A 24,447-nucleotide genomic window follows, 5' to 3' on the forward strand; every position below is an offset into this window, starting at 1 on the left:
CATCGTCCTAACGACGGGCACCACCGCGATCAGCTTCGCTCTCACGCGCGTGGCACCTCGCCCGGCCGCAACGTCCGGCGACGGGCTTCGCCTTACCGTTCGCGCAGGGCCTCCTGCCGGTACCGTGCCAGCGGCGAAAGCAGGTAGCTGATGATCCTGCGCGTGCCGGTCTTGATTTCGACCGTCACCGCCATGCCCGGCCCGAGCTTGACGAGCTTGTCCTCGATTTGCATGTGCGTCCGGTCGAGCGAAACGCGCGCGGCGTATTCCAGCTCCTGACCTTTAGGCTCGCTGCTGCTCTGCGCCGCGCCCAATGTCCGGTCATTGGGGTTGCCCTGTTGCTTTTCGCGCGTGATGGCATCCGTCGACACGCTGAGCACATCGCCATGAAGCAGCCCGTACCGGGTGAAGTTGAACGTATCGACCTTGATCTCTGCCTTCTGGCCGGGATGAACGAAGCCGATGTCGCGGTTCGAGAGCATGGCCTCGATCTCGAGCTGGCTCTCGCTCGGGACCACGACGGCCAGCGCCTGAGCGGGCGTCACCACGCCGCCCACCGTATGAACGGCAAGCTGCTGCACGACGCCGTCGACCGGTGCGGTCAAGCTCTGCAGTTTTGTTCGCCGATCCGCCTTGACCACCTCCTGGGCGGCGCTCGCAGCCTTCTGCTCGGCCTTCGCAAGAGCATCATAGGTCGCGCGGCGATACTCCGCGGCAGTCTTGTCCTTGGTCTCCTTCAGCAGCGCGATCGCCGCATCGGCTTCGCGCAGCCGGCTCTGCTGCAGGACGAGGTCCTGCTGCATGGCGACCAGTTCCTGATATTCGGAGAGATAGACGACCTTCGACGCCAATGCCTTCTCGACGAGACCCTTGCGGATGTCGACGCGCTCCTTCAGTACCGGAATCGTCGCCTCCAGCTTGTCGACGCTCGCCGATGTGGTCGCCCGTTCCGCCTCCTTCTGCCCCTGCTGGCGCTCGATTTCAGAAAGCTTTGCGCTCTGCTCGGCACGCTGGCTGATCAGGAACTGCCGATGCATCTCGATTTCGGCGGCACTTGCGTTTTGCGGCGGCCGGAAGGCCGCGAGCGGGTCTGCGGCCAGCGCGGCGCGCAGCCGCGCGACGTCCAGCTCGGCTGCAAGCAGATCGCTCTTCTGGCGTTCCTGGTCGGCTTCCGTCATTGTCGGGTCCAGCTCGATCAGGACGTCGCCGGCCTTGACGCTCTGGCCGTCGCGGACGCGGATGGCGCGGACCACACCGGTCTCGAACGGCTGGATCAGCTTGGTGCGCCCGCCCGGCACGATCTTGCCGGTCGCGCTGGCGACGATATCGACGCTGCCGAGCGTCGCCCACAACAGCGCGATGCAGAACGCGGCGATGATGCAGGCCCCGATCGCGCGCCCGATCGGCGATGGCGGCGATTCGGCGATCTCGAGCGCCGCCGGCAGAAAGGCGATTTCGTGCTCGCGGCGGCGAGGTTCGCGTCTCGGGAACGCGACGACATTGCGGCTAGCGGACGTCATGGATACCGGCCTGCAGATAATGGAGGTTGGCGTAACGGCCGTTGGTGCGGATCAGCTCGTCATGGCTGCCGTCCTCGACGATGCGGCCATGCTCGAGGGTGATGATCCGGCTTGCATTGCGCACGGTCGACAGCCGGTGGGCGATGACGAACACAGTCCGTCCGGCGGAAATCCGCCTCATGTTCTGTTGGATCGCGCGCTCGCTTTCGTAGTCCAGCGCGCTGGTCGCCTCGTCCAGGATCAGGATGCGTGGATCGGTGATGAGTGCACGCGCGATTGCGATTCGCTGGCGCTGCCCGCCGGACAGGCTGCTGCCGCGCTCGCCCACGACGGTGTCGTAACCCTCCGGCAGTTCGAGGATGAAGTCGTGGGCGCCGGCTAGCTCCGCCGCTTCGATGACGCGCTCCATCGGCATCGCCGGATCGGCCAGCGCGATGTTGTCGCGGACCGTGCAGTTGAACAGTACGTTCTCCTGCAACACGACGCCGATCTGACGCCGCAGCCAGCTCAGGTCAACCATCGCGAGATCGACGCCGTCGACCAGCACGCGTCCGCTCTCCGGGACATAGAGACGCTGGATCAGCTTGGTGATGGTGCTCTTGCCCGAGCCCGATGAACCCACGATGCCGATGACCTGGCCTGGCTCGACGCTGAAGGACACGTCGTGCAGCACCTCGGGGCCGTCGATGCGGTAGCGGAAAGTGGCGTGCTCGAATGTGACCTGACCGCGGATCGGTGGCAGCGCCGCGCGGGCCGGCGTGAAGCTCGGCTCGGGAATGGTGTTGAGGATGTCGCCGAGACGATCGATCGACAGGCGGGCCTGATGGAAGTCCTGCCAGATCTGCGCGAGTCGCAGAACCGGCGCGCTGACACGCGCGGCCAGCATGTTGAACGCGACGAGCTCACCGACAGTGAGGTCCCCGCTGACCACCAGGCGGGCGCCGAAGTAAAGGGTTGCGGCGATGACCAGCTTGTTGATCATCTGGACCGCCTGGCTCGCCGTGTTGTTCAGGCTGAGCACGCGGAAGCTTGCGGACACATAGCCGGCGAGCTGCTCCTCCCAGCGGCGTTGCATCTGCGGCTCGACCGCCATCGCCTTCAGCGTCTCGATACCGGTGACGCTCTCGACCAGGAAGGCCTGGTTCTCGGAGCCGCGATTGAACTTCTCGTCGAGGCGCCGACGGAACAGCGGCGCGGCTCCCGCGGAGATGCCGATGTAGAGCGGGAAGGACGCCAGCACGATCCACGTCAACGTCGTCGAGTAATAGAACATCACCGCAAGGAAGACGACGGTGAACAGCAGATCGATCACCAGCGTGAGTGCCGAGCTGGTCAGGAACTGGCGGATGTTCTCGAGCTCGCGGACGCGCGCCACCGAATCGCCGACGCGGCGGGTCTGGAAATAGGCGATCGGCAGCGCCAACAGGTGACGGAACAACCTGGCGCCGAGTTCGACGTCGATACGGTTTGTCGTATGCGCGAACTGATAGACGCGCAGCGTCTCGAGAACGGCCTCGAACACGGTCAGTACGACAAGGCCGACGACCAGCACGTCGAGCGTGCTCATGCTTCGATGCACGAGCACCTTGTCGATCACCACCTGGAAGAACAGCGGTGAGACAACGGCGAAGATCTGAAGGAAGAACGACGCCGCCAGCACCTCGCCGAGCAGGCGACGATACTTTTGCATGGCGCCGACGAACCAGGAGATATCGAAGCGCCGCGCGAGATCGGTCAGGCTGGCGCGCCGGGCCATCAGGATGATGCCGCCGTCCCAGATCGCCTCGAGTTGCGCCTGGGTGATTGCTTCGGGGCGCGGAGACAGCGGGCGCTGAACGAGAAGCTTGTCGTCGATAACCTTGCCGAGGATCAGGAAGCTGCCGTCGCGCAGCACCGCAATTCCCGGCAGCGGGGTGACGGCAAGCCTGTTCCAGCTCGTCCTCTGCACCTTTGCCTTGAGTCCGAAATCCTTGGCGCAGCGCAGGATTTCAGTAACGCCGAGGCGCGCCGCGCCGATCCGGTGACGAATTTGGCCGGGGTCGGCAGCGATTCCATGGCAACGCAGCAAGATCGCCAGCGCAATGAGCCCGGATTCATCGTCATGTTCGGATTCGACGCCGGCGGCCGGGGATTCGGTGTTTGTGTTCGCCGGATGGATTGCGGCATCGTCGCGAGGCCCGCGCATCAGGATGCCAGGTCTCATCGCCAAGAAGCTCTTCGTGAGACCGTCACGAGCCCGCATCAGGCCCTCGCCGGCGCGGTGCATCAGGCCGGCGCCCAGGTCAAACGAGCGCGTGCGGATGCCGACAAATGCATGACGTGCGCGCTGCGCGAGGCTCTGTGATCCAGCACAGATCAAACCGCCATCCCAGATCGCTTCGAATTCCGCGCGCGTCATCCGGCTCGGATGCGGCGAGGTCGGGTGCAGCACAAGCGCCACCTGGTCGTCGATCTTGCCCAGCAGCAGAAATCCGCCGTCACGCAGCGAGGCGATTCCGGGCAGCTGGATACCCGCAAGGCGGGTCCAATCCATTGTCCGCGAGCGGACCTTGACCCCGAATTCGCGCGCGCAGCGAAGCATCGCGCGGACGCCGATCTCGTCGCTCCCGCAACGATCGCGGAGCTGGTCCGGCACAGTATTCACGCCATGGAGGCGCAGGAACAGAGCTAGCGCGCGAAGCCCTAGATCTGCGGCGGGGGCATTTCCGTTCTGGATCGCCATTCTTACTCAACCCTTCGCGGCTACCCGGCCGCGTTAGTGTTCCTTCTCATGCATTTCCAAAGACTGGGAATTCCAATGCCGCGCATCGACAGAGCATGCGACATACCGCTTGCTCGCAGCCAAAAGGCGCAAGCAACATCAAAGCACTAGGGCCTCGAACCGCGAGGGGATTTCAAAGCAGTGGGATTTTAGACCTGCCCCCCGACTGCTGAACCGGTTCGTTAATGCGCAAAAATGGCGAAAAAAGTTTCAAATCTTGATTTTTGCACCGTTATGTTGCGCGCAAATTTGCCGCATACCCGAAGCTGTTGCGCCAGCACGCATTTCTATCGCTTGGAAACAGATGCGAGCGATGAAGCCAACCGAGACCAGGACCCGCGCGTGACGGCCTCCTCGCCGTTACCGTCCGCGATCGACCGCCCGTTTCCAACTCCCAACAGTTTGATGGTACTGCACCCGGGCGCAGAGCCCCCGGGTGCAGTAGCCGGATCAACCTTGAGGTTTGCTCAAGAACGAGTTGTGCGTCCAGCCGGTCCCATTCGACATGGCCGCCACGATCTGACCAGCGTCGACCCGACCGGTGCTACCGGCCAGATACTGGTTCAGCAGCGCAAAGCCCTGGCTTGCCTGGGAGGCTCGCGCGCCTTGATCGGCCCAACCGGTCGTCTGCGATGCTGTGTTCGCCAGGGTGCTGGTGTCGCCCATCTGCTGCTGCAACTGCGCAAAGCCGTGGTTTGCCCAGCTCCCTGCGTTTCCGCCAGTCGAGCTGGACGGCCGGGGATCCGTCACGCTGATCGTCTGCGGGTCCGACGACATCACAGCGCCGGTGGTCGGATCCATAGCGCTCGCGGTCAGCGTGAGGTTCGCGACCGGATGAGCATTGCCCTTGTAGTACGATGTCAGCGTCAGTCCGCTGTCGACCTGCGCGGACGTCAGGGTGATGTTGTTGCCCCTGAGCGTCGTGCCGTCGCCGGTCGTGATCGTCTCGTATCGCGGCAATCCCATGATGTTCAGGGTGAGGTTATCGTTGGGGTCGGTCGTCGTAACGGTCGTCCCCAGGTCGACCTGACCGCCTCTGCCGGCCACCCAGAGCGACTTGTCCGCGACGTCGAGCACCGGTGCGGTCACGCTTGGAGTCGTGGGGGTTGTCGGCGTCGTGGGGTCGGTCGGCGTCGTCGGCTGCGCCGGTATCGTGGGATCGGTCGGCGTCGTCGGCGTCGTCGGTGTCGTGGGCGTCGTCGGCGAAGAGGTGCCCTGCAGCGGAGGCGGCAGATCGCCCTGCAACTGCGTCGTATTCATCGTTGTGAAATAGAGTTGCTTATAGCTGGTTGTCAGCTCGACCCAGTTGCTCATCCCGACGCCGGGATTATTCACGAATACGCCATTCTGGTAGACGTACCCCGCGGTGGCGTCTCTCCACCAGTCGGCACCGATATTGGCAACGTAGTGTTCGTTCGGATTGTCGACCTTCATGCTCGCCGTGACGAAAACGCCGTCGATCGTTCCGGGCGTGTAGGTGCCGCGGGATCCGCCCGGCCAGAAATGGTCGTTGTATCCGCTGGTCGGTGCATCGACAGATACGCTGCCATCCGCGTTTGTAGTTTGATTCCATGCAATGTTCGCGTTCCCGACGAAGTCAGCGGTGAAGTGGGCGCCTCCGAGGGAGCTCGTGTCCTGGTCCTGCACCTTGACCCAGCCGCCGCTCGTGAGATGCACCCAGGTCTCGAAATTTGCTATGTCGACGCTGCCCGGATTAACCGTCTGCCCGACCTCGGGATAGATCTGACCCCATCCGGTGATGGCCGAGAAGCCGGCAGGAGGGGTGCCTCCGCCACCGTTTCTGCCGGAATACCAAGAGTAGGATGAAGGAACGCCCAGCGGGAATCCTTCGCTATTGCCTGTGGTATTTTGAGTGATGACATCGTTCAGAGCGGCCAAGCTAATTCTCCATTGCAGACCAAATTGAGGACGAAGAATTCCACTGCCGCGCATGGGGGACGCGCGACATACTGCATGCTCGTAAGGTCTTGCGACCACGAACAGATTTCAATGCACTGCAGGCCTCGAACCGCGAGGAGATTTCAAAGCAGCGGGTTTAATGAATTTGCCCCCCCGACTGCTGCGCCGTTTGGTTAATGAGCAAAAATGGCGAAAAAACCTTCAAATCGTGATTTATACACACGTATATGGGGCGCAAATCCCTTGCTCTCGACGCACGTGTGTCGCGGCGACTGATGCTTGTCGATGCTAGCGCGGATTGAGTTCTGCGCGCCGGGGTAGCCCGCAAGGATTATTGCGACAACCTCAAGATCAAGAACACACTCGCCGGTGAAGATGGATCGGTTCTCTTTGAATGGCGGCTCGTGGATTGGCGAATCTGAAGCCCGACGATTCGGCGATCCAACAGCGCTGGAAGGACACGCGGTCGCCTGATCGCGTACGACGAACTCGAACGCACGCTCTCGGCGCGGCTGCGGTTCGCAGGCTGAGGCGAGCGCAATTCAATTGAGGAGAGAACGATGGCTGTCGTCAGAGAGGCAGAGTTCGGGTCCAACGATCTCTATACCGGGAAAGGTTATGCTGAAGCCCATCCAGGCTGGCATGACGAAGATGCAGGAACCAAGGCCGCGAAGATCGCCAAGATCGTGCGTGACAACAACGTCACCTGCCGGACGATCGTCGACATCGGTTGCGGGGTGGGAGGCGTTCTGAACGCCCTGCTCGAGCACGACATCTTCCGTGACTCGACCGCCGTCGGCTACGATATCGCTCCGTATGCCATCACCGCCGCCAAACCGCGCGAGCGGGACAATTTGCGATTCCACTGCGGAGACTTCTCGCATACCAGCGAAAATTACGATCTTCTATTGTGCATCGATGTCTTCGAGCACATCGATGACTATATGGGCTTTCTGCGAAGGATCAGAGGGCGCGCGAAATACTACGTGTTTCACATCCCGCTCGACATGACCATCCTCGGCGTTCTGCGAGGTTTGCCTCTCCAGCGGCGCAAGGAGGTCGGTCACCTGCATTACTTCGACCAGACGACCGCTCTGGCGACGCTGCGCGATACCGGTTTTGAGATTATCGACAACCAGTACACCCGGATGGAGGATTTCCTCCATGTTCATCCCGAATGGCGAACCGCGAAATCAACCCTCGCCATGGCTGGGCGGCAATTGGTTCGGAGCATTGCCGGAGAGGACCTTTCGGTGCGTGTCCTTGGCGGGGCATCGTTGATGGTCCTCGCCAGCTAGATCATGATGCGTTTCCACGGAATCGCATCATGATCTCATCTCCTTGTTTGAGCATGATCTTTTCGGAAAACCGGTTTCCACTTTTTCGGATCATGCTCTAGTCAATTCCATCGGGAGCCAGAGTTCAGATCGCTATCGCAAGGGCGGCGGAGGATCGGTCTGCAGCTGCGATCTGGTCATGGTCGTGAAGAAAAAGTACTGGTAGGTCGTCGTCAATCTGACCCACGCACCCATGCCGATGCCAGGATTGTTCACAAACACTCCATCACGGTAGAGGTACGGAGCCGAGGTGTTTCTCCACCAGTCTCCGCCGAAGTTTGCAATCAGATTTGCGTTCGCGCTATCGGTGCGCAGCTCTGCCAACGAAAACACTCCGTCGACCGTTTCAGGAGCATACGAGCCCCTCGGCTCCATCCAGAAATGATCATTGTAGCCGGGCGGCGGCGAACTCATCCTGATGCTTCGGTCGGGCTCAAGAATGAGATCCATCGTTGTAGAGGAGTTGTCGGAGAAATCCGCCACGTAGTGCCCGCCACCGACCGAATTCGTTGCCTGATCCTGCACGAGCCGCCAGCCACCACTCGTCGAGTGTACATAGACGCGATAGTCCTTCAGATAGATATTGGCAGCAACGTTCGGAGCGCCAGCTTGCGGATAGATCTGCCCCCAACCCGTCAGTGAAGTGAAATCAGAAGGCGGAGCGCCGTTTCCAGTGGCGGCAGCGCCTCCGGCATACCACGAGTAGGAGGTTCTGACTCCGTGGGGATAGATGCCGGCGTCATGCCCGGAATTTTGCGATACGACGCATTCGATAGATAAGGACACGCAAATGGGCTGGTGAGCACGCTTGCCCCCGGCACCCGGTGACGGGACGAGAGCTTCGAGGACCATGAGCGCGGTGAGGGAAATGGCAAGGTATGTCTTCACGCAAGAATTCCTAGCAGGGGCCGGTAAAACAGCAGCGAAGTTCGGCTCAGATGGCTCCCGGGCTCCCCAATGCTTCAGTCCGTGAACCGGCGATCATTGGGGTCGGCGATTCACGCGATCCGTGGGCGCGTTCAACAGCAGCTTCAGGTTGGGCCAGCACCAGGAAAATGCCGAGTATCAGATACGACAACGCCACCGTTTCCCTGTTGAAGCTGTCATCGAACAACGCCACCAGCGTTACGCCAATGAACATGGCAATCCAGAGGTTCAGAGGTTGGATTTGCGCCGACTTCCTTCCATAGCAGGCAACAAGCTTCCGCCGGTCCGACATTGCGGCCAGCGGAAGGCTGAACCAGAACACGGTAAAGGAGATCAGGCCGACCACGCCGGTTTCGAAGAACATTTCTACGAACGCACTATGCGCAAGCAGGGCGAATGGGCTGTAGAGCGCCGTTTGACCGGGGCCGTATCCAATCAACGGTTGTTCGAGTGCAAGCGTGGACAGATAGTACCAATGGTAAATGCGCCAATGGACGGAGCTCGGAGCCGTGCGCCAATCCCAAACCGTGTAGTTACCGCTCAAGATATAATCCGGAACCGAGCTCAGCTCCGAAAACGATGCTCCAAATGGAGATGTCCATATGACGACAACGAATGCTGCAGCGAACGCCGGCAAGAGGGCAGGCCGCTGGGCAAAGATATATATGGCGAAGGTTACCCCGAGTAGCGCGACCCCAGTCCTTGACGCAGCGAGGGCGAGGGCGACTAGAAAGAACAGATAAACGACAATGTCATTGTATCCCATGGAAAGGCGTAGTTTGCGACGCGACAGCTCGCAAAGGAAGAAGACCAGCACCAATTCGAGACTGAAGGATACCGGGTGCGCCGAGGGGCCCGCCGCTCGTGCATACTTGTCGTATGGCGATGCAAGCTCGGTATATCCGGCCAGGTATTGGAACAATGCGATCGCCGACATCAGAAACAGCAGAACAATAAAAACACGATGGATGTTCGGGCAAAAGCCGGGAGATTGATAAATGGAAGAGACCAATATCACAAGCATGAACAGGTAGACGTACCTGATGATTTCGTACCACGCGACGTATTGATCGATGATGCTCCTCGTATTGACGACAAGCGACAGTACGGCAGTGGCCGTGAAGACCGACAAGCATATTAACAGCGTGAAGAGTCTCCGGTGTATCCTGACATCTCGCATGTTCCAGGCTGCCACGAGGCCGACCGCGATGATGATCAACGAAAGAGTCGATGAAATGCCGGTGCCGTACAGACGATCGATTCCGTTGGAGAACGATCTCACAAAAACAAAGAAAAGAAAGAATGTCAGGAGCGCATTCATCTTGAGCGGAACTCCGGCTCACTCAGGGGTCGAAAGACAGCCCGAAGATCGGCGCGGCGTCGCGCCGGCTGGGGACGCTTCCAGCGCAAGGCGGCCAGCACGTGCTTGCCGCCACGCCACCCGAGCAACGCGCTAGGCTGCATGGGGAGGGGCGGTCCGGCGCCGCACGTCTTGGTGTGGCTCGATGGCTCTGCGATAGCATCCGAGCGTTCGTTCGGCGACAGAGTGCCAGTCCTCTCGCTCTGCCAACCAGCGGCGCGTTTTCTCGCGGAGTTCGGGCGGCCACGGACTGCTTGCAAAGGACGCCAAGCGACCCGCGAGCGCTGATACGTCTCCCAAATGGAAATAGTGCGAGTTGTCTAATCCGATCTCCAGAAGAGCGGGAATGTCACTGGCGACGACCGGCAGGCCGAAACTCAAGGCCTCCAGCAGCGCGATCGGCAAGCCCTCGTGCGAAGAAGGCAGGACGAAAATGCCGGCATGGGCGTACAGCTCCTGTAGCGCGATGCCGGACTGAAAGCCTGCCACGACTGCCCCGGAAGTCGCCTCGGCGCGCGCTGTCACCTCCGCGGTATAGGCATTGGGATGTTCGGATGTCCCGACCAGCACGAGCTTCCATTCGTCGAGCCTGGCAGCGGCAAAGGCCTGAATCAAGTCGAGGTGCCGTTTCTCCGGAACCAGCCGGCCCACCATCAGCACATATCGTCCCGGCGTAAGCCCGAACTTCTCGAGCGCTGAGGTGCTACTTGGTACGTCGGGCAGGGTGATGCCGTTTGGAATAAGGTCTGAGTTCAAGCCGTACTTGTCCCGCACCAGCTTCCGAATGGTCTGCGAGATCACGATGCGGCCGTCGGAGAACCGCATGCCCCAGGCTTCGCCAGCGTGCAGAACCGCCTTGGCCAGTGGGCCCCACTTCTCGCGGTCGTAATCCGGGCCATGATGCGTCACGACAACATGCAGTCCCAGCAATCGCGCGAGCGGCGCCATCAAAGCCGGCCCGATGGCCTGGATGTGCAATACGTCCGGTCGTTGCCATGCGGCGACCAGCACGCCGAGAAACGAGTGCACAATCGTCTCGAGGCCGGACGCTTTCGGGCACCATACCCGCTGGTAGCGCACTCCGTGCCACTCGTCGCCACGACTGGGCGGCATATACGAGGAGCGGACGATCACTTTGACATCGCATCCCAGCTTCTTGAGATGGGGACACAGATGCTCCGCGTGAGTTTCAACCCCTCCCTGCACATTGGGGAATCCACGCAGGCCAAGCATGATTACCCTCAGTACGAGATGATCCGCACTCACGACGAATTCCTCCTAAAATCTACAAACTATTCATGGACTCCTTGCGCCATTTACCGCTGCAGCCACCACCGAGGTTCGCTCCGGCAGCAGTGATCGGTAGACGGCCATCAGCTCGGCGTTGTGCTTTTCGAGGGAGAAGTGCTTCTCCACACGAATCCGTCCGGCGGCCCCCATCTGTGCGCGGAGCTCGCCGTCGCCCATGAGGCACTCGAGATGGGTTCGAAGTTCGTCGACATTGCCGGGCTCGAACAGAAATCCGGTCTCCCGGTCTTTCACGAGCTCAGGAATGCCGCCAATGCGGGTCGCAATGACGGCCTTGCCCTGCGCCATCGCCTCCAGGACCGACATCGGGCAATTCTCGCACCACTCCGAAGGCACAACCACTATGGATGCTTCGGCTATTGTTTTGCTCAGCGTGTCTCCGGAGAGGTGACCCGCAAACTGCACGTTTTGTGCAAACTGCGACTTCAAGTCATCAGTCAGCGGGCCCGTGCCCGCAATGACAAGTGGCCACGGACATCCCGCCGCCTGATGGGCGCGCAACAGCGTCTCCGCACCCTTGCCCGGTGCGAGCCGGCCGCAGTAAAGAACGTATCCGTTGTCCCGGCCGCGCGGCGAAATGTTCCTGACATCCACGCCGTTGTAGAGCAGCACCGTTCGGTCTGGGGAGAAGCGGCGGGATACCGAATCCTGCATGAAGAGACTCGGTGCGATAAAGCGATCCACTTTCTCGTAGCTTCCGAGCCATTGTTGCGTGACTGCTTCGAGGTAAAGCGTGGCACTCTGCGCCAACGAGCCGTCGGAACAACGATGCGTCAGCACGTGATGGAAGCCGCCGGTGAGGCATAGCGAGCACAATTGGTTTCCGAGCGCCCGCGTGTGTACCGGACAGACCGGCTTCGTATCATGCAGCGTCAGGACAACCGGGATTCCGCGCGACTTGGCGACGCCGACGATCGATGGTGTCAACTGATGATAGACGTTGTGACAGTGCATCAAGTCTGGTCGCGTTTCGTCGATCAGGGATGCGAGCTTGCTTACGGCCTCGCGCGAGTGGATCAGCGCGAGAGCGCCCCTGATCTTGGAGAGGTAGCCGCCGTTGCGATAATCCTGACGAGACACAAAATGGGTCGAGTAGGGTGACTCGATATTCCGCTCGTGCTGCATTGCGAAGTCAATGACTTCCACCCCGCTGCCCGTCAGGAACGCTCGTTCCTGAAACAGAACGGTCTCTGCGCCACCATTGTTGAAGAGGTATTTGTTAGCGAGGAGTACCTTCATTAATGAGCCGTTCCATCGATACGCAGATCACAACAGCCACCCGCGCCTGGTGCTTTTTGTGCTCGACAGAAAAAGGCTATCTTGAAAGCCATCCGAGGCAGGTGGCGCATTCAGGGTGGGGATGGGCGAATTGAGGGGTACCTATGAGTGAGTACCGGTGTCGCAGTTGCGTAGATGCAGCGGTTCCACGATAAATAGAGGGCAATGCCTGCCAGTGCCTATGAGACGCTCACTGTTCTCACGATGGACAATTTGAAGATGAATATCGGCGGCGCGTCGCGCGTGGAATTAAACCGGCCTCAGATTCATCTGGTGAATTCTCTGACCAGCGATGACGAGGGGGCGCCGTGAGGCAGAGTTTCAAGGCAGCCGTATTCCAGGCGGTACGTTGGTCCGGACTGACGCCAGCTCTCCGCAAGGTTTTTGCAGGCAGGGCCGCTATTCTGATGTTCCACGAGGTTCAGCGGGATTTCCGCTCAGAACTGATGACCGGAACGTCAGAGGACTTCTTTGAGTATTCGCTCAAGTGGCTGCGCCACGAGGGGTGGGAGATCGTCAGCCTCGAAACATGTCTTGAGCGGTTGGCAAATGATTCGCAGCCGCGCCGCTATGCTGTGGTTACCTTCGATGACGGTTATCGAGACAACGTTTCGACGGCGCTTCCGATCCTCGAGCGCAACAACGCCCCGTTCACGGTCTACGTTCCTACGGGCGCTCCGACGCGGACGCTGCAGTCATGGTGGCTCGGCTTGCGCGAAATTCTTCGCTCGCGAGACACCGTTACCATTGACGCGATGGACATTCGGTTTTCCTGTCCCGATCTGAATAGCAAGGCGTCGGCCATGAGCAAGGTAGCGAAGTGGGTTCACGAAGATTATAACCGGGCCGAATTGCTCGCCCCGACGTTCCGCAATGCGGGTGTATCTCTATCGGCCTTGAACGACGTTTATTTCCTGGATGAACGCGAGCTTCAAGGCTTGGCGCAGCATCCTCTCGCTTCAATTGGCGGCCACACGGATTCCCACCCGGCACTGGCGTGTCTGGATGCAGCCTCAGCGCGCGCCGAAATGGCGGGCAACCGCAGCTATCTGGAGAATTTGCTTCAGAATCCCGTCCGGCATTTCGCCTATCCTTACGGCACCCCCGGAGCGTGTGACACTCGGGAGGAACGTCTTGCGGAGGAAGTCGGTTTTTCGACCGCGGTGACCACGCGGCATGGGCAGGTGTCCGATCGCAAGCCAAATCCACTTGCACTGCCTCGTATCGGCGTGGGTGGACAATTCGACACAAAGCTTGCGTTCGAGGCCCGAATGAACGGTATCCAGTCGGCGATGCACGGACTGCTGGGTCTTAGCTAGTAATCTTACACTCTGGTGATGGCGGTGAGCCGCTCGTGCGTGAGGCACGAAATCAGATCGCTCGGGCTCTCAATCTATGAGGCGCTCCGCCAAGATCATCCGTAGCGGCGCCCGGCGTGTTTATGCGCGACCGGCAGCCCGTTCCATCCACTGGTGGAATCCGCTCCCTGGTGGGCAGGTTACGAAATTGTAGCCGATTCTCGGGTTCGTCTTGACCCTGTCCAGAAAGCCGAGTTCCTCGACCTTCGTAATTGCCCCGTTCATAGCGATGGAGAAGACCGGAAATCCTTCGGTCTCGAGCATGTACTTCGTGGTCGTGTGGCTCCGGTCGTTGCCGTGATCCTCGTAGATGATCAGCGTATCGCGCTTTAGCACTTCGCGCGCCCCTTTGAAGGCCGAGATTTCCGCACCCTCGACGTCAAGCTTGACGACGAGCCGATCACGGTCGGTCATCTGCAGTTGCCGTGCCAGCGAATCAAGCGTGATCGATACGACCGGTTCGACGTGCTTTGAGCGCATACCTTGCGACGTAACGATGTGTCGGGCGTCATGAGATCCGTCGTCGGAGAAGGACAATATCTGTCCGTCAGTCTCGAATAAGGCCTTGCGGCAGATCTCGAAGCGCCGATCGTTGGCGCTACGGTTCTGCTCGAGAATCGCGAGCGTTTGCCGCGAGGCCTCGACAGCTATTGCGCGCTTGCGACCCAGCATTTCCGACGTGACGAGAACGGACCAGTACCCGATGTTGGCGCCGCAATCGAAGAACGTGTAGTCGACATCCTTCAGTCGCAACAGAAGCATCGCTATGTCCGATTCGTAGGTACGATGGGGCTGACCGACAAAAAACGCATTCCAGTAGGCGTCGTCCAGCTCAAAGTACAAGCGGCTACCGTCCGCGAAATGGACGCAAGGCGTCTGGGAATGGATGAGCGGACGGACCGCTCGCATTGCGAGTCCGATTCCACGCCCCGTACTCCGCGCAACAATCGTGTGCAGAAGCTTCACCAGCCCGATCGAAATCGGGTTTCCCGACACTTCGTAATCGAATGTATCCTGGTCCATGAGGTACCGTCTCTCGCGCCCAATTCCGATTACAGCAGTCGCGTCCTCGTATGGCAACGAACGCATTCAACTATCTCCCCGAATCACGCACGTCGTGTCCCGACCGCCGCACGCGCGGCCGCAAGTCGAGAATGGTCGCGCCGGTTTCCGGCCGCACCGCGTCCATGAGCGGTTCGGATGGGCCTCGCCGCATTGTGCGCCTTGCTAGCGCAATGAGCGTCGTGGTGGCCGTGATATCGATCCCCTCCGCGGCGTACATGTAGGCCGCTGTCCATACCCTGGTTGCCACGCCTGCGCAGGAGCCAGCAACTGCCGCTCCTAGAGCCCCAAAGGCCCAGGTCGCGCTGATCATGGCCAGGAGTCCCACGGCCCAGGTTGTTACCACGATTTGCATCGCGGCCCGCTGGTGTCCGGTCATATTCAGTGCGATAGGGCCGATGCCGAAGTATGTCGAGATTAACAGGCCGATTGCCAAGACCATCAGGACGCTGTAGGCGCGGCTGAAGTCGGCTCCGAACGTCATCAGCGCGAGGTCGCCGGCGACCGCCAATGTTGCAACGCAGCCGAGGACAGCGACGAACGCAGCCAGTGATGCTCCTGATGTGATGCGTGTGATTTCCGCATGACGATTTTCATCGAACAAGCGTGCCATGAGGGGCGCTGCGGGTACGCAGAATGTTGCCAGAAAGAAATCAAGCAGGAACGCGATCCTCGTGGCAGCGTAGTAATATCCGCCGGCTTCCGGGCCGACCATGACCGAGACGATGATGACATCTATCGTGCCGCCCATCACGCTGGTGATGCTGGTTACCCAGAACGGTCCCGAAGTGGAAAGGATGTCGCCAATCCGGTCATTCGATCGCTTCACCGCCACGGTGAATACGTTATAGCCCTCTGCGAGACGTCGTAGGTAACCGTTCTGAGCGGGGATCAGCACGACCAGGATGCCGGTCGCAATCATCAGAACGTCTCCCGCCTGCAGCGGACGGCCAAACGTCGAGAAGAGAACGCCGCCCAACAGGATGATGAGCAACCGCCACAAAACATCCTTGGTCATAAGCGCGAGGTTGACGGAACCGAGCGCGCGCCCCAACGAGCCCTGCATTTCGATCAAAGCCAACGGCAAGATCAGCAGCACGCTCGTGCAGTATTGCCACCGTCCGAATATTCCATCGCGGCCGTGCGCAACGACGAACAGGAGGAGAGAGACCAGAGTCACGGCAATGCTGCCGAGACACGCCACCCGAACCTGCTTTGCAACAATCGAACCGATCTCTGGGAAACATTTCCGGACAGCGATGCTTGGTATTTCCCGCAGCACGCGAAACTGCTGGCCGAAGAGGCCGACCGTGGAGGCGACGACCGCGAATGTCATCAGCGACATGAGCGCCCCGTATTCCTCTATGGTCATCATCCGCGCAAAACTCACGCCGAAGAGGAAGGACACGGCGGCGCCCGAGCAGCGATAGACCATAGCCAGCCATGACTGCCGGAGGATATTGCTGAGCACGGTCACCGATCCGCCGGACGCCTGAAAAAAGCTCGTCATTGCGCATTCCAACGTTGGCTAACGCCACGCGACGCCCAGCGATTGTAATCGAGTTCTTCGCGGGCGGATGGTGGGTTGCGCACTGACTGAAGGTTCAAGAGCCAACTTTCCATCGTGTGGCGGATTGTCGCATGATAGAGGCCGAATGTAACTTCGTGGATGCGGAGGGCATTCGGCCCTTCCGGACTACCTAATCCGGTGGCCGTAACGAGAAACATGCTGCCTTCGTCGCGATGAAGGCGGTTCGCCGACGAGCATTGTTCGACGGGTGATGTCCGGGGCGTTTCAATCGAGCTTGCGGTATCGCGATCGGGAGCCAATTCATGCGACTATAAGTCAGGATTGGCCTCCTTGTAGGTGTGTTGTTTCTCGACCTTGAACGAACCATCGAAATGGGGCTTCACGCCATTCGCCTTGAGCCCCTGGACGACTCCAGTTCCTCCGGATGCGGTGGCTGCAGACCTGCGCGCGGGCGCGCGTTCCCGGTCCGACCTGTCGCGCAGCAATCCTATTCCAATCCCCAGAAGCATGCCGCCGAGGATCGCTGATCCAAGTATCAAACGGGCGTTCGGCGAACTGGCCGTGTAGGGATGAGACACTCCGGTGAGCAGACGAGCCTCGAACACCGGCGCGGATTGCTGTTGCATGGCGTCCATGTAACGCAGCATCCGGAGGAAATTGTCATAAGTTCTGGTGGCGGCGTCCGCCGTGGCTTCCAGTTCGCGGAGTTCGTCTTGCGTCGCTCCGGTCGATTGCGACGAGGGTGGACCTGCCCCGGCGGCGTTCGCGGGAGCCGCGACGCCATTCCTGGCCCTGTTGTAATCCGCTACTGCCTTTTTGGCAGTCGACGCCTGGTTGCTCAATTCGTTGACACGTTCCTTGACCCATTTCTCGTTTTGCAGACCCCATTTGTATTTCGCGTCCATTTGCGTCGTGATGTAGGTCTCTACGACGGTGTCCAGGACCTGCGCTGCCCGATCGGGATCGGCGGAGTTGAAGGCGAGATCGACTATGTAGGTGAGGCCGGCGCGCTTCACCGAGAGCTTGCGCGCGAATGCTTCCATCGCATCACGTGTGACGACGTCCGTGTCCGGCCTGCTCCATCCGAGCAGCCGGGACGTCGACCGACCGAGTCGGTGCAGGACGCCACCTGAGAATTCCGGATCCCCCGCCAAACCGAGCTTCGCGATCGCCGCGCGAGCGACGCTCTCGGACCTCAGGATTGCGACCTGACTCTCGACGGCCGTCGTTGCCGACGCCGTGTCGTTGGAAGAAGTCGTCTTGGCGTCGACGATGAGTTGCGCGGTTGCCGTAAACGTCGGAACTGCGACAACGAGATAGAGCAAGCCGACGCCAATCATCACGAAACACGTCAGCAGTATGAGCGAGAGGCGGCGGCGCAAAAAGGCGAGGCCCTCCGCCACGAATTCGGCCGGCGAACCAAATTCAGGCGGCATCGTGTCCTGAGGTGCCGAATTGTCAGTTCTGTGAGTTTGCAGCATTGTCTCGAACCTGCAGTTACTGGTGGCCTACCGAGGCCTCCGCCGATCAAACGGGAACGGGATCGACTGCAATGCCCTTGCGATCTTGCTGTACGGACTGCATGCAGCAATCGTCATCGCGCTAGAAGGCATTCCAATAGACCTTTCTGGAGAAGAAGGTCATGACGATGATCTTGAGATCGAGCAGGAACGACCAATTGTCGATATAATATAGGTCGTGCTCGATACGACGTTGCATCTTCTCCAAGGTGTCGGTTTCGCCACGATAGCCGTTGACCTGTGCCCAGCCGGTAATGCCGGGCTTGACGTTGTGACGGCGGGAGAATGACGAAATCAGCCGGGCGAAGCTCTCGTTCTGCGAGGTCGCGTGCGGACGAGGCCCGACGAGTGACATGTCGCCAACCAGCACGTTGAAGAGCTGTGGAAGCTCATCGATATTGGTGTGGCGCATGAAGCGTCCCAACCGGGTCACGCGTGGATCGTGTCTGGTCACCTGCTTGAAATTGTCGCCGTCCTCCGTCACGGTCATCGATCTGAATTTCAACACGCGAATAGTCTCGTTGTTGTAGCCGTGCCGGGTCTGACGAAATAGCACCGGCCCGGGGGAATCGAGCTTGATTGCGAGTGGAAGGATGACGAAGAGGGGACTGATGATGACAAGTCCGGCAATTGCGGCCGCGATGTCGAAGGCTCGTTTGATCGCCCGGTGGAACGGCGTCAGGGGAGACTGGAAGATGCGCATCGTCACCATGTTGCCGAACTGCGTGATGCGCGACACGGCCATGAGGTCGATTGCACCGACCGGGACGACGTGAACGTCGACCGGGAGCTCTGACAGGGCGCCGGCGAGCGCGAGGGCCGCCCGAACATCCGACTCCGAAGTCAGAATGACAATGTCATCCGCTCGCAGGGGCCGGCACTCTGCGATCAGTTCGCGGACATGGGATAGCACTTCGACCGCCCCGAAGTGCTCCGATGCCGAAGAGCCCTTGCGAAAGGTCGGCAACTCGAACGAGCGAATGGTCCGGATTCCGGTGGCGCTTACTCGTGCGGAAAAATCCAGGCAGTGGCTCGGTTCACCTATGAGGATGACGCGCCTGGCGTCGATCAGTCCGGATGCGATGGCAGGCTGCAGCAACGAGAAGCATATTGCCCGCGCGAAGAGCACCATGACGATAACGCTTGCCGCCTGGGCCATCACGGTCGCGCGCGAGTAGCCGTCCGAGATCTTGAGAAGAAATATCGTTGAGATGAAGAAGGAGAATACGAAGAAGACGGCGCTGACGCCGCTCCATAGGAAGATGTGGCGGGGCTGCGTCTGGATCCGCGAATACTGCCGGAGCCCAACGGATACGAGCAGTTGCAACGTGGCAATCAGAAGAGATTCCAGGATGTATTTGGGAGTGTCCGGATAGTCGAGGGCAAGGACCAGCCGATAATAGAGGACGGCAGCGGCAAAAGCCCCGACGGCTACGAGGAGGAACTCGGCGCCTGCCGCCAGCACCAGCAACGCGGCCAATCTATTCTTGCCAAGGTCAGCCGCAATTGTCTTGCGGCCAGCCACCGAATGCGCCGAACGCTCGGTAGGGGCCGGCGAATTGGTGAAAAACGCATAACTCACCGGTTACTCCCAAGCAGTCCGTCAAGCAGTCCGTCCCCCTGACAAAAACATAGCATTCGAGTCAGGAGGCGGATTGGCAATAAATGGGTAGCCGGGAGTAACTACGATGGTCAGTTGAGCCGAGGCGCTGCGGGATTAGATTGTCGATCAATCCGTGAGACCGAGCCATCGAGCACGCCATGCCGCACGCCAAGCTGCGTAATTTCCTCCGTCTTGACAACCGTCGCGGTCAACCAGGCCGTTGCGTCAGGTGGGGCCTGGTGGCTGTTGGCCTGACGATTTCCGCGCAGGCGAAAGCCGAATATCGAGTGAGCGTCGGAGATGTTCTGGAGGTCGCGGTGGCAGGCGTGCCGGAGCTGCGGCAGCGCGCGCCCGTCCAGGTCGATGGCAATATCTCGTTGCCACTGGTCGGGATGGTCCCGGTCGCCGGCCTGCCGTTGCAGGAGATTCGGGCCAAGGTCGGGGCCGCAATGACGAGCAAGGTCTTTCGACAGAGGACTGTGGACGGCCGCGAGGTCGTGGTCGTGATAGATGCAGATCAGGTCACGGCGATCGTTGCGGAGTACAGGCCTGTTTACGTCAACGGGGACGTGTCGAAGCCGGGAGAGTACCCTTATCGTCCGGCGAGCACCGCGCGCCAGCTCATCGCCATGGCGGGTGGCTACGACATCATGCATATCAGGATGAACAACCCGTATCTCGAGTCAGCCGACCTGAGAAGCGAGTATGGTTCGCTTTGGACAGAACTCGCCAAGGAACAGGCGCGTATGTGGCGCATCAAGAGCGAGCTCGGGGAGGGGACGCAGATCAATCCAAGCGCTTCTCTTGCCGACCTGCCCATAGCCCGGTCGGCGGTTTCGGAAATCGTCAATGCGGAAGCCGAATATCTGAAGACGAAGCAGAGCGACTATCAGCAGGAAAAGGCGTACTTGCAGCGCAGCGTTCGGCAGGGAGACGACGAGGTCCGCGTGCTGTCGGAGCAGCAAAAGAAAGATGAAGAAGGACTTCAGTCCGACGTCGAGGACCTTCAGAAGGCGACCGACCTGTTCGGCAAGGGATCGTTGATCAGCCCTCGCGTGACGGATGCGCGTCGCGCGGTTCTGCTGTCGGCAACCCGGAGGCTGCAGACCTCTGCGCAATTGCTCCAGGTCAAGAAACTGCAGGACGAGTACGCCAGACGGTTGGTCAAGCTCGACGATCAGCGGAAGCTTGATCTGTTCCGTGAGTTGCAAGAGACCAGCTTAAAGCTCAATCAGATTCGCGAGAAACTGCAGAGCGTCGGTGAGAAGCTTCAATACACTTCGATGGTTCGATCGCAGCTCGCACGGGGAGCCGGCAGTAAGCCGGATATTGCTATTATTAGAAAGAGCGAGAAAGGACCGGAACGGATTGTCGTGAACGAGGATGCCGAGTTGCAGCCGGGTGACACCATCGAGGTCTCGCTGCGATATCAGGATGGTCCCGAGGCGGCACCCCGAAAGCTGAGCAGTTCAAACGTTCCGGTCGTGATGGGCCGGACCGACGTGACCGCGGCAGACTCGCGGCGTGACAGCAGGTGACAAAGCCGGAAGCGGCAGAGTGATCGGGATTGGCACGTCGGGAAGACACGAGCAGCCACGGAGTTTGATGCCGCTTGTCCGTATATTTTTAGCCTATGCGACGGTGTCGCCGCTTAGGCATAGGCATAAGGTAATTCCGCTTGATCTGAACCTTGAATATTTTGTGACTTTTGCCGTTCTCGATCCGCTGTTCCGCTTCGCTGCGATCTGAACTTACAGAAGGGGCAACCTCCTTGTGCGGCTTCGTTGGCATCTTTGGATTTAAAGAATCGCTCGAGTCGGTGCGCGGCCGGGCGCTCGAGATGGCCAAGACGGTCAGGCACCGCGGGCCAGACTGGAGCGGCATTTATTCCAGCGACGGCGCAGTGCTCGCGCACGAGCGCCTTTCCATCGTCGACGTGGAGCACGGCGCTCAACCCCTTCTCGACGTGACCGCGGGTCGCGCTTTGGCCGTGAACGGAGAGATCTACAATCATGTCGGCCTGCGCGAGGCGCTGAAGCTGCCGCACGCATGGAAAACGAAGTCCGACTGCGAAATCATCCTGTATCTCTACGACGAGTACGGTCCTGCCGTGTGCAATATGCTGAGTGGCATTTTTGCATTTGCCCTCTTCGATGAGCGCAGTGGTGAGTTTTTCGTCGCCCGAGACCACATCGGCATTGTTCCGCTTTACGTCGGATGGGGCAGCGACGGCACGACTTACGTCGCGAGCGAAATGAAAGCTCTCGATGGCGTATGCGAGACGATCCGGGAGTTTCCTCCGGGACATCATTACAGCGCCAAGGCCGGAAAGTTCGTCAAATGGTATGATCCACAGTGGGCACATACTCTTCCAAGCAGGAAGGTGTCCCTGCAGGAGCTCCGAACGTCGCTCGAAGCTGCGGTCAAGCAGCAAATGATGTGCGATGTGCCTTACGGGGTGCTTATTTCCGGCGGGCTCGACTCTTCGCTTATCGCGGCGCTCGCGGCGCGCCACCGCTTCAAGCGGATCGAGTCGGGAGAAACCGAAGAGGCATGGTGGCCGAGGCTGCACTCGTTCTCCGTCGGCCTCGAAAACTCACCCGACATGAAGTATGCGCGAGACGTTGCGGCTCACATCGGAACGGTCCATCATGAGATTGTTTTTACCGTGCAGGAAGGGTTGGATGCACTGCCGGACGTGATCCGGCACCTGGAGACCTTTGACGTCACCACCATTCGTGCCGGCACGCCGATGTATCTCATGGCGCGCAAAATCAAATCAATGGGCATCAAAATGGTGTTGTCCGGAGAAGGCGCTGACGAGGTGTTCGGCGGCTATCTCTACTTCCACATGGCGCCGTCAGCAGAAGAATTCCACGACGAGACTGTCCGAAAGATCTTTGCGCTCAGCAAGTATGATTGCTGTCGCGCGAACAAGGCAATGGCGGCTTGGGGGGTCGAAGCCCGTGTGCCCTTCCTGGACAAGGAATTCCTGGACTACGCAATGTCGATAAACCCCGCCGAGAAAATGTGCCCTGGCGAGAAAATCGAGAAGGGCATATTGCGGGAAGCATTTACCGATCTGTTGCCGCCAGCGATCTTGTGGCGTCAAAAGGAGCAGTTTTCCGACGGGGTAGGGTACAGCTGGATTGAAAGCTTGAAGCATCAAGCCGAGAATAAAGTCTCGGATCAGATGCTCACAGAGGCGAGCAAGCGCTTTCCGCGACAAACGCCGACGTCCAAGGAAGGCTATTTCTACCGGACCATCTTTGACAGCATTTTCAACAACCCGACAGCCTGCCTGACTGTGCCCGTCGGTCCTTCGATCGCATGCTCCACGCCGACGGCGTTTCTCTGGTCTCAGCAATTTGCGAGCATGAATGACCCATCTGGAAGGGCCGTGAAAGGGATCCACGTTCAGGCCATTGATCATGTTCAAGCAGTTGGAAACCTCAGCAGTTCGAAGGCCCCATCGAGCGAACGGGTTGCAGCGGCGGAGTGAAATCCTCCTTCAAGCGAATCTCGGATTCCACACAGCGTCGCCCGGTGTTCGGCGGCAATGACGCCTGCCGGATTTCGTGGGTGAATCCGGCGCGCCGTATGCTGCGTCGGTCGCCGCGACCCGGCCCGGATGCCGAGACCATTCAAAGCCCGGCCCGCCGCGCGAAGCGCTGGCACTTGGCCTTTCTGCAAGCAACGCCAGAGCGACGTCCTCAACGCCGCGTCAGGATCATGACATCGACGCGACCACCTCAAGCATCACTTCGGTCGCGCCGCCGGCGATGGAGAGGACGCGCGCGTCGCGCGCGACGCGCTCGATCGCGCTCTCGCGCATGACGCCCATGGCGCCGTGGAACTGCACGCAATCATACGCAACCTCGTTGACGAGTTCGCCGCAGATGGCCTTCAACATCGAGATCTCGCGCAGGCAATCGTCATCGGCCGCCATGCGCCAAGCGGTGGCATAGAGAAACCCGCGGCTTGCCTCCACTTTCGCAGAAAGCATCGCGAGCCGCTGACGGATCGCCTGCATGTCCCAAAGGACGCCCCCGAATGCCCGGCGGGTTTTCACGTAGGTGAGGGTCATGTCGATCGCTGCCTCGGCCATCCCTGTCGCCATGGCGGCGAGGACAAGGCGCTCGTTCTGCAAGTTGCGCATGATTGAGTAGAAGCCTTGTCCCTCCGCGCCGAGCACGTTCTCGGCGGGGATGCGGCAGTCGTCGAAGACAAGTTCCGCCGTGTCGGAGGAGCGCAAGCCGAGCTTGTCCAGCTCGCGCGCGACGCTGAAGCCTGGCGTTCCCTTCTCGACGAGGAACATCGTGATCCCGTTGCTTCCGGCCGAGGGATCAGTCTTGGCCGCGACGCAGTAGAGATCCGCGTGGACACCGTTTGTGATGTAGAGCTTCGTGCCGTCGAGCACGTAGGAGCCGCCATCTCGCACCGCGCGCGTGCGGATGGCTTTCACGTCCGAGCCCGCATCCGGCTCCGTAATGGCGATCGCGGTGATCACCTCGCCGCTGATAATGCCCGGCATCCAGCGGGCCCGCTGGGCTTTGGTCCCGTCGTGAAAGACGTACGAGGAAGCCATGTCGGCATGGACGAGCATCGCGTCGGCGGCGCCGCCATAGGTCGAGCGCCCGAGCTCCTCGGCGAAGACCGTTGACGCGACAGCGTCCATTTCGGCGCCACCATACTCAGCCGGGTAGCGGATGCCGAAGAAACCGAGTTCGCCCATGCGGCGCAGGATCGAACGGGGAATGAACCCGTTCTCTTCCCAGTGATCCGCGCAGGGCTTGATTTCCTCCTTGACGAACCGGCGGACCTGGTCCCGCAAGAGCTCATACTCCGCCGCCATCCAGGGCAGCTCCGGCTCTCGTGCCGCCTTCCAAGCTTTGTCCATCATCTTCATCCGATCTGCTGTGAGCCTGACTCAAAGGCTCCTGTCCCACCCAAGACCAGGCG

16 protein-coding genes are annotated in these 24,447 nt (G+C 60.1%); 4 read left to right on the forward strand and 12 right to left on the reverse strand.

What is annotated here, in order from left to right; translation table 11 throughout:
* Positions 1-92: 92 nt before the first annotated feature.
* The 3 genes from QA635_RS02815 to QA635_RS02825 form a co-directional block, all read right to left on the reverse strand.
* Positions 93-1,520: an HlyD family type I secretion periplasmic adaptor subunit gene (locus QA635_RS02815; protein ID WP_092079172.1), complete on the reverse strand. Its 1,428-nt coding sequence runs from the start codon at positions 1,518-1,520 to the stop codon at positions 93-95.
* The gene (locus QA635_RS02820; RefSeq protein ID WP_283066740.1) at positions 1,507-4,155 is read right to left on the reverse strand and encodes a type I secretion system permease/ATPase; all 2,649 of its coding nucleotides are present in this window, start codon (positions 4,153-4,155) and stop codon (positions 1,507-1,509) included. Before QA635_RS02820 ends, QA635_RS02815 begins: the two co-directional genes overlap by 14 nt.
* 576 nt (positions 4,156-4,731) lie before the next feature.
* Complete coding sequence (locus tag QA635_RS02825) at positions 4,732-6,180, reverse strand: hypothetical protein (RefSeq protein WP_283066742.1); 1,449 nt, start codon at positions 6,178-6,180, stop codon at positions 4,732-4,734.
* Positions 6,181-6,761: 581 nt separating this feature from the next.
* On the opposite strand from QA635_RS02825, the gene QA635_RS02830 reads away from it, so the two are divergent.
* Positions 6,762-7,499 (forward strand): class I SAM-dependent methyltransferase, encoded by a 738-nt coding sequence (locus tag QA635_RS02830; protein ID WP_057021161.1) that lies wholly within the window; start codon positions 6,762-6,764, stop codon positions 7,497-7,499.
* A 132-nt stretch (positions 7,500-7,631) separates the two neighbouring features.
* Here the strand turns inward: QA635_RS02830 and QA635_RS02835 are convergent, their stop codons facing one another.
* The 4 genes from QA635_RS02835 to QA635_RS02850 form a co-directional block, all read right to left on the reverse strand.
* Positions 7,632-8,426, reverse strand: coding sequence for a hypothetical protein (locus QA635_RS02835; protein WP_283066746.1), 795 nt, complete (start codon positions 8,424-8,426; stop codon positions 7,632-7,634).
* Between the two features lie 46 nt (positions 8,427-8,472).
* A complete protein-coding gene (locus QA635_RS02840) occupies positions 8,473-9,786 on the reverse strand; it encodes an O-antigen ligase family protein (RefSeq protein WP_283066749.1) in 1,314 nt (437 codons plus the stop codon).
* A 132-nt stretch (positions 9,787-9,918) separates the two neighbouring features.
* Positions 9,919-11,058, reverse strand: a complete 1,140-nt coding sequence (locus QA635_RS02845) for a glycosyltransferase family 4 protein (protein ID WP_283066751.1) — start codon at positions 11,056-11,058, stop codon at positions 9,919-9,921.
* Between the two features lie 63 nt (positions 11,059-11,121).
* Positions 11,122-12,372, reverse strand: coding sequence for a glycosyltransferase family 4 protein (locus tag QA635_RS02850; RefSeq protein ID WP_283066753.1), 1,251 nt, complete (start codon positions 12,370-12,372; stop codon positions 11,122-11,124).
* A 347-nt stretch (positions 12,373-12,719) separates the two neighbouring features.
* Between QA635_RS02850 and QA635_RS02855 the strand changes: the two genes are divergently transcribed.
* Positions 12,720-13,730 carry a polysaccharide deacetylase family protein gene (locus QA635_RS02855; RefSeq protein WP_283066755.1) on the forward strand — a complete coding sequence of 337 codons (1,011 nt, stop codon included), beginning with the start codon at positions 12,720-12,722 and terminating at the stop codon, positions 13,728-13,730.
* A gap of 120 nt (positions 13,731-13,850) precedes the next feature.
* Here the strand turns inward: QA635_RS02855 and QA635_RS02860 are convergent, their stop codons facing one another.
* The 4 genes from QA635_RS02860 to QA635_RS02875 form a co-directional block, all read right to left on the reverse strand.
* On the reverse strand, positions 13,851-14,792 hold the full coding sequence (locus QA635_RS02860) for an FkbM family methyltransferase (RefSeq protein WP_283066756.1): 942 nt from the start codon (positions 14,790-14,792) through the stop codon (positions 13,851-13,853).
* Between the two features lie 70 nt (positions 14,793-14,862).
* A complete protein-coding gene (locus tag QA635_RS02865) occupies positions 14,863-16,341 on the reverse strand; it encodes a lipopolysaccharide biosynthesis protein (protein WP_283066758.1) in 1,479 nt (492 codons plus the stop codon).
* A gap of 329 nt (positions 16,342-16,670) precedes the next feature.
* Positions 16,671-17,798 carry a Wzz/FepE/Etk N-terminal domain-containing protein gene (locus tag QA635_RS02870; protein WP_283066761.1) on the reverse strand — a complete coding sequence of 376 codons (1,128 nt, stop codon included), beginning with the start codon at positions 17,796-17,798 and terminating at the stop codon, positions 16,671-16,673.
* Positions 17,799-17,964: 166 nt separating this feature from the next.
* Positions 17,965-19,464, reverse strand: coding sequence for an undecaprenyl-phosphate glucose phosphotransferase (locus tag QA635_RS02875; protein WP_283066763.1), 1,500 nt, complete (start codon positions 19,462-19,464; stop codon positions 17,965-17,967).
* A gap of 179 nt (positions 19,465-19,643) precedes the next feature.
* On the opposite strand from QA635_RS02875, the gene QA635_RS02880 reads away from it, so the two are divergent.
* Both QA635_RS02880 and asnB read left to right on the forward strand, forming a co-directional pair.
* Positions 19,644-21,023 carry a polysaccharide biosynthesis/export family protein gene (locus QA635_RS02880; RefSeq protein ID WP_283066766.1) on the forward strand — a complete coding sequence of 460 codons (1,380 nt, stop codon included), beginning with the start codon at positions 19,644-19,646 and terminating at the stop codon, positions 21,021-21,023.
* A 281-nt stretch (positions 21,024-21,304) separates the two neighbouring features.
* Positions 21,305-22,987 (forward strand): asparagine synthase B, encoded by a 1,683-nt coding sequence (gene asnB, locus QA635_RS02885; RefSeq protein WP_283072169.1) that lies wholly within the window; start codon positions 21,305-21,307, stop codon positions 22,985-22,987.
* A 228-nt stretch (positions 22,988-23,215) separates the two neighbouring features.
* On the opposite strand, the gene QA635_RS02890 is transcribed toward asnB, so the two are convergent.
* The gene (locus tag QA635_RS02890) at positions 23,216-24,394 is read right to left on the reverse strand and encodes an acyl-CoA dehydrogenase family protein (protein ID WP_283066768.1); all 1,179 of its coding nucleotides are present in this window, start codon (positions 24,392-24,394) and stop codon (positions 23,216-23,218) included.
* Between the last annotated feature and the right edge of the window lie 53 nt (positions 24,395-24,447).

Source organism: Bradyrhizobium brasilense, assembly GCF_029714345.1.
Taxonomy (GTDB): Bacteria; Pseudomonadota; Alphaproteobacteria; order Rhizobiales; family Xanthobacteraceae; genus Bradyrhizobium; species Bradyrhizobium australafricanum.

Bases quoted from the DNA above. Each gene is read 5' to 3' on its own strand.
- QA635_RS02865 (WP_283066758.1), bottom strand. From the start codon at position 16,341: ATGACGAGCTTTTTTCAGGCGTCCGGCGGATCGGTGACCGTGCTCAGC.
- QA635_RS02860 (WP_283066756.1), bottom strand. From the start codon at position 14,792: ATGGACCAGGATACATTCGATTACGAAGTGTCGGGAAACCCGATTTCG.
- QA635_RS02845 (WP_283066751.1), bottom strand. From the start codon at position 11,058: ATGCTTGGCCTGCGTGGATTCCCCAATGTGCAGGGAGGGGTTGAAACT.
- QA635_RS02890 (WP_283066768.1), bottom strand. From the start codon at position 24,394: ATGAAGATGATGGACAAAGCTTGGAAGGCGGCACGAGAGCCGGAGCTG.
- QA635_RS02850 (WP_283066753.1), bottom strand. From the start codon at position 12,372: ATGAAGGTACTCCTCGCTAACAAATACCTCTTCAACAATGGTGGCGCA.
- QA635_RS02830 (WP_057021161.1), top strand. From the start codon at position 6,762: ATGGCTGTCGTCAGAGAGGCAGAGTTCGGGTCCAACGATCTCTATACC.
- QA635_RS02815 (WP_092079172.1), bottom strand. From the start codon at position 1,520: ATGACGTCCGCTAGCCGCAATGTCGTCGCGTTCCCGAGACGCGAACCT.
- QA635_RS02870 (WP_283066761.1), bottom strand. From the start codon at position 17,798: ATGCCGCCTGAATTTGGTTCGCCGGCCGAATTCGTGGCGGAGGGCCTC.
- QA635_RS02880 (WP_283066766.1), top strand. From the start codon at position 19,644: ATGCCGCACGCCAAGCTGCGTAATTTCCTCCGTCTTGACAACCGTCGC.
- QA635_RS02840 (WP_283066749.1), bottom strand. From the start codon at position 9,786: ATGAATGCGCTCCTGACATTCTTTCTTTTCTTTGTTTTTGTGAGATCG.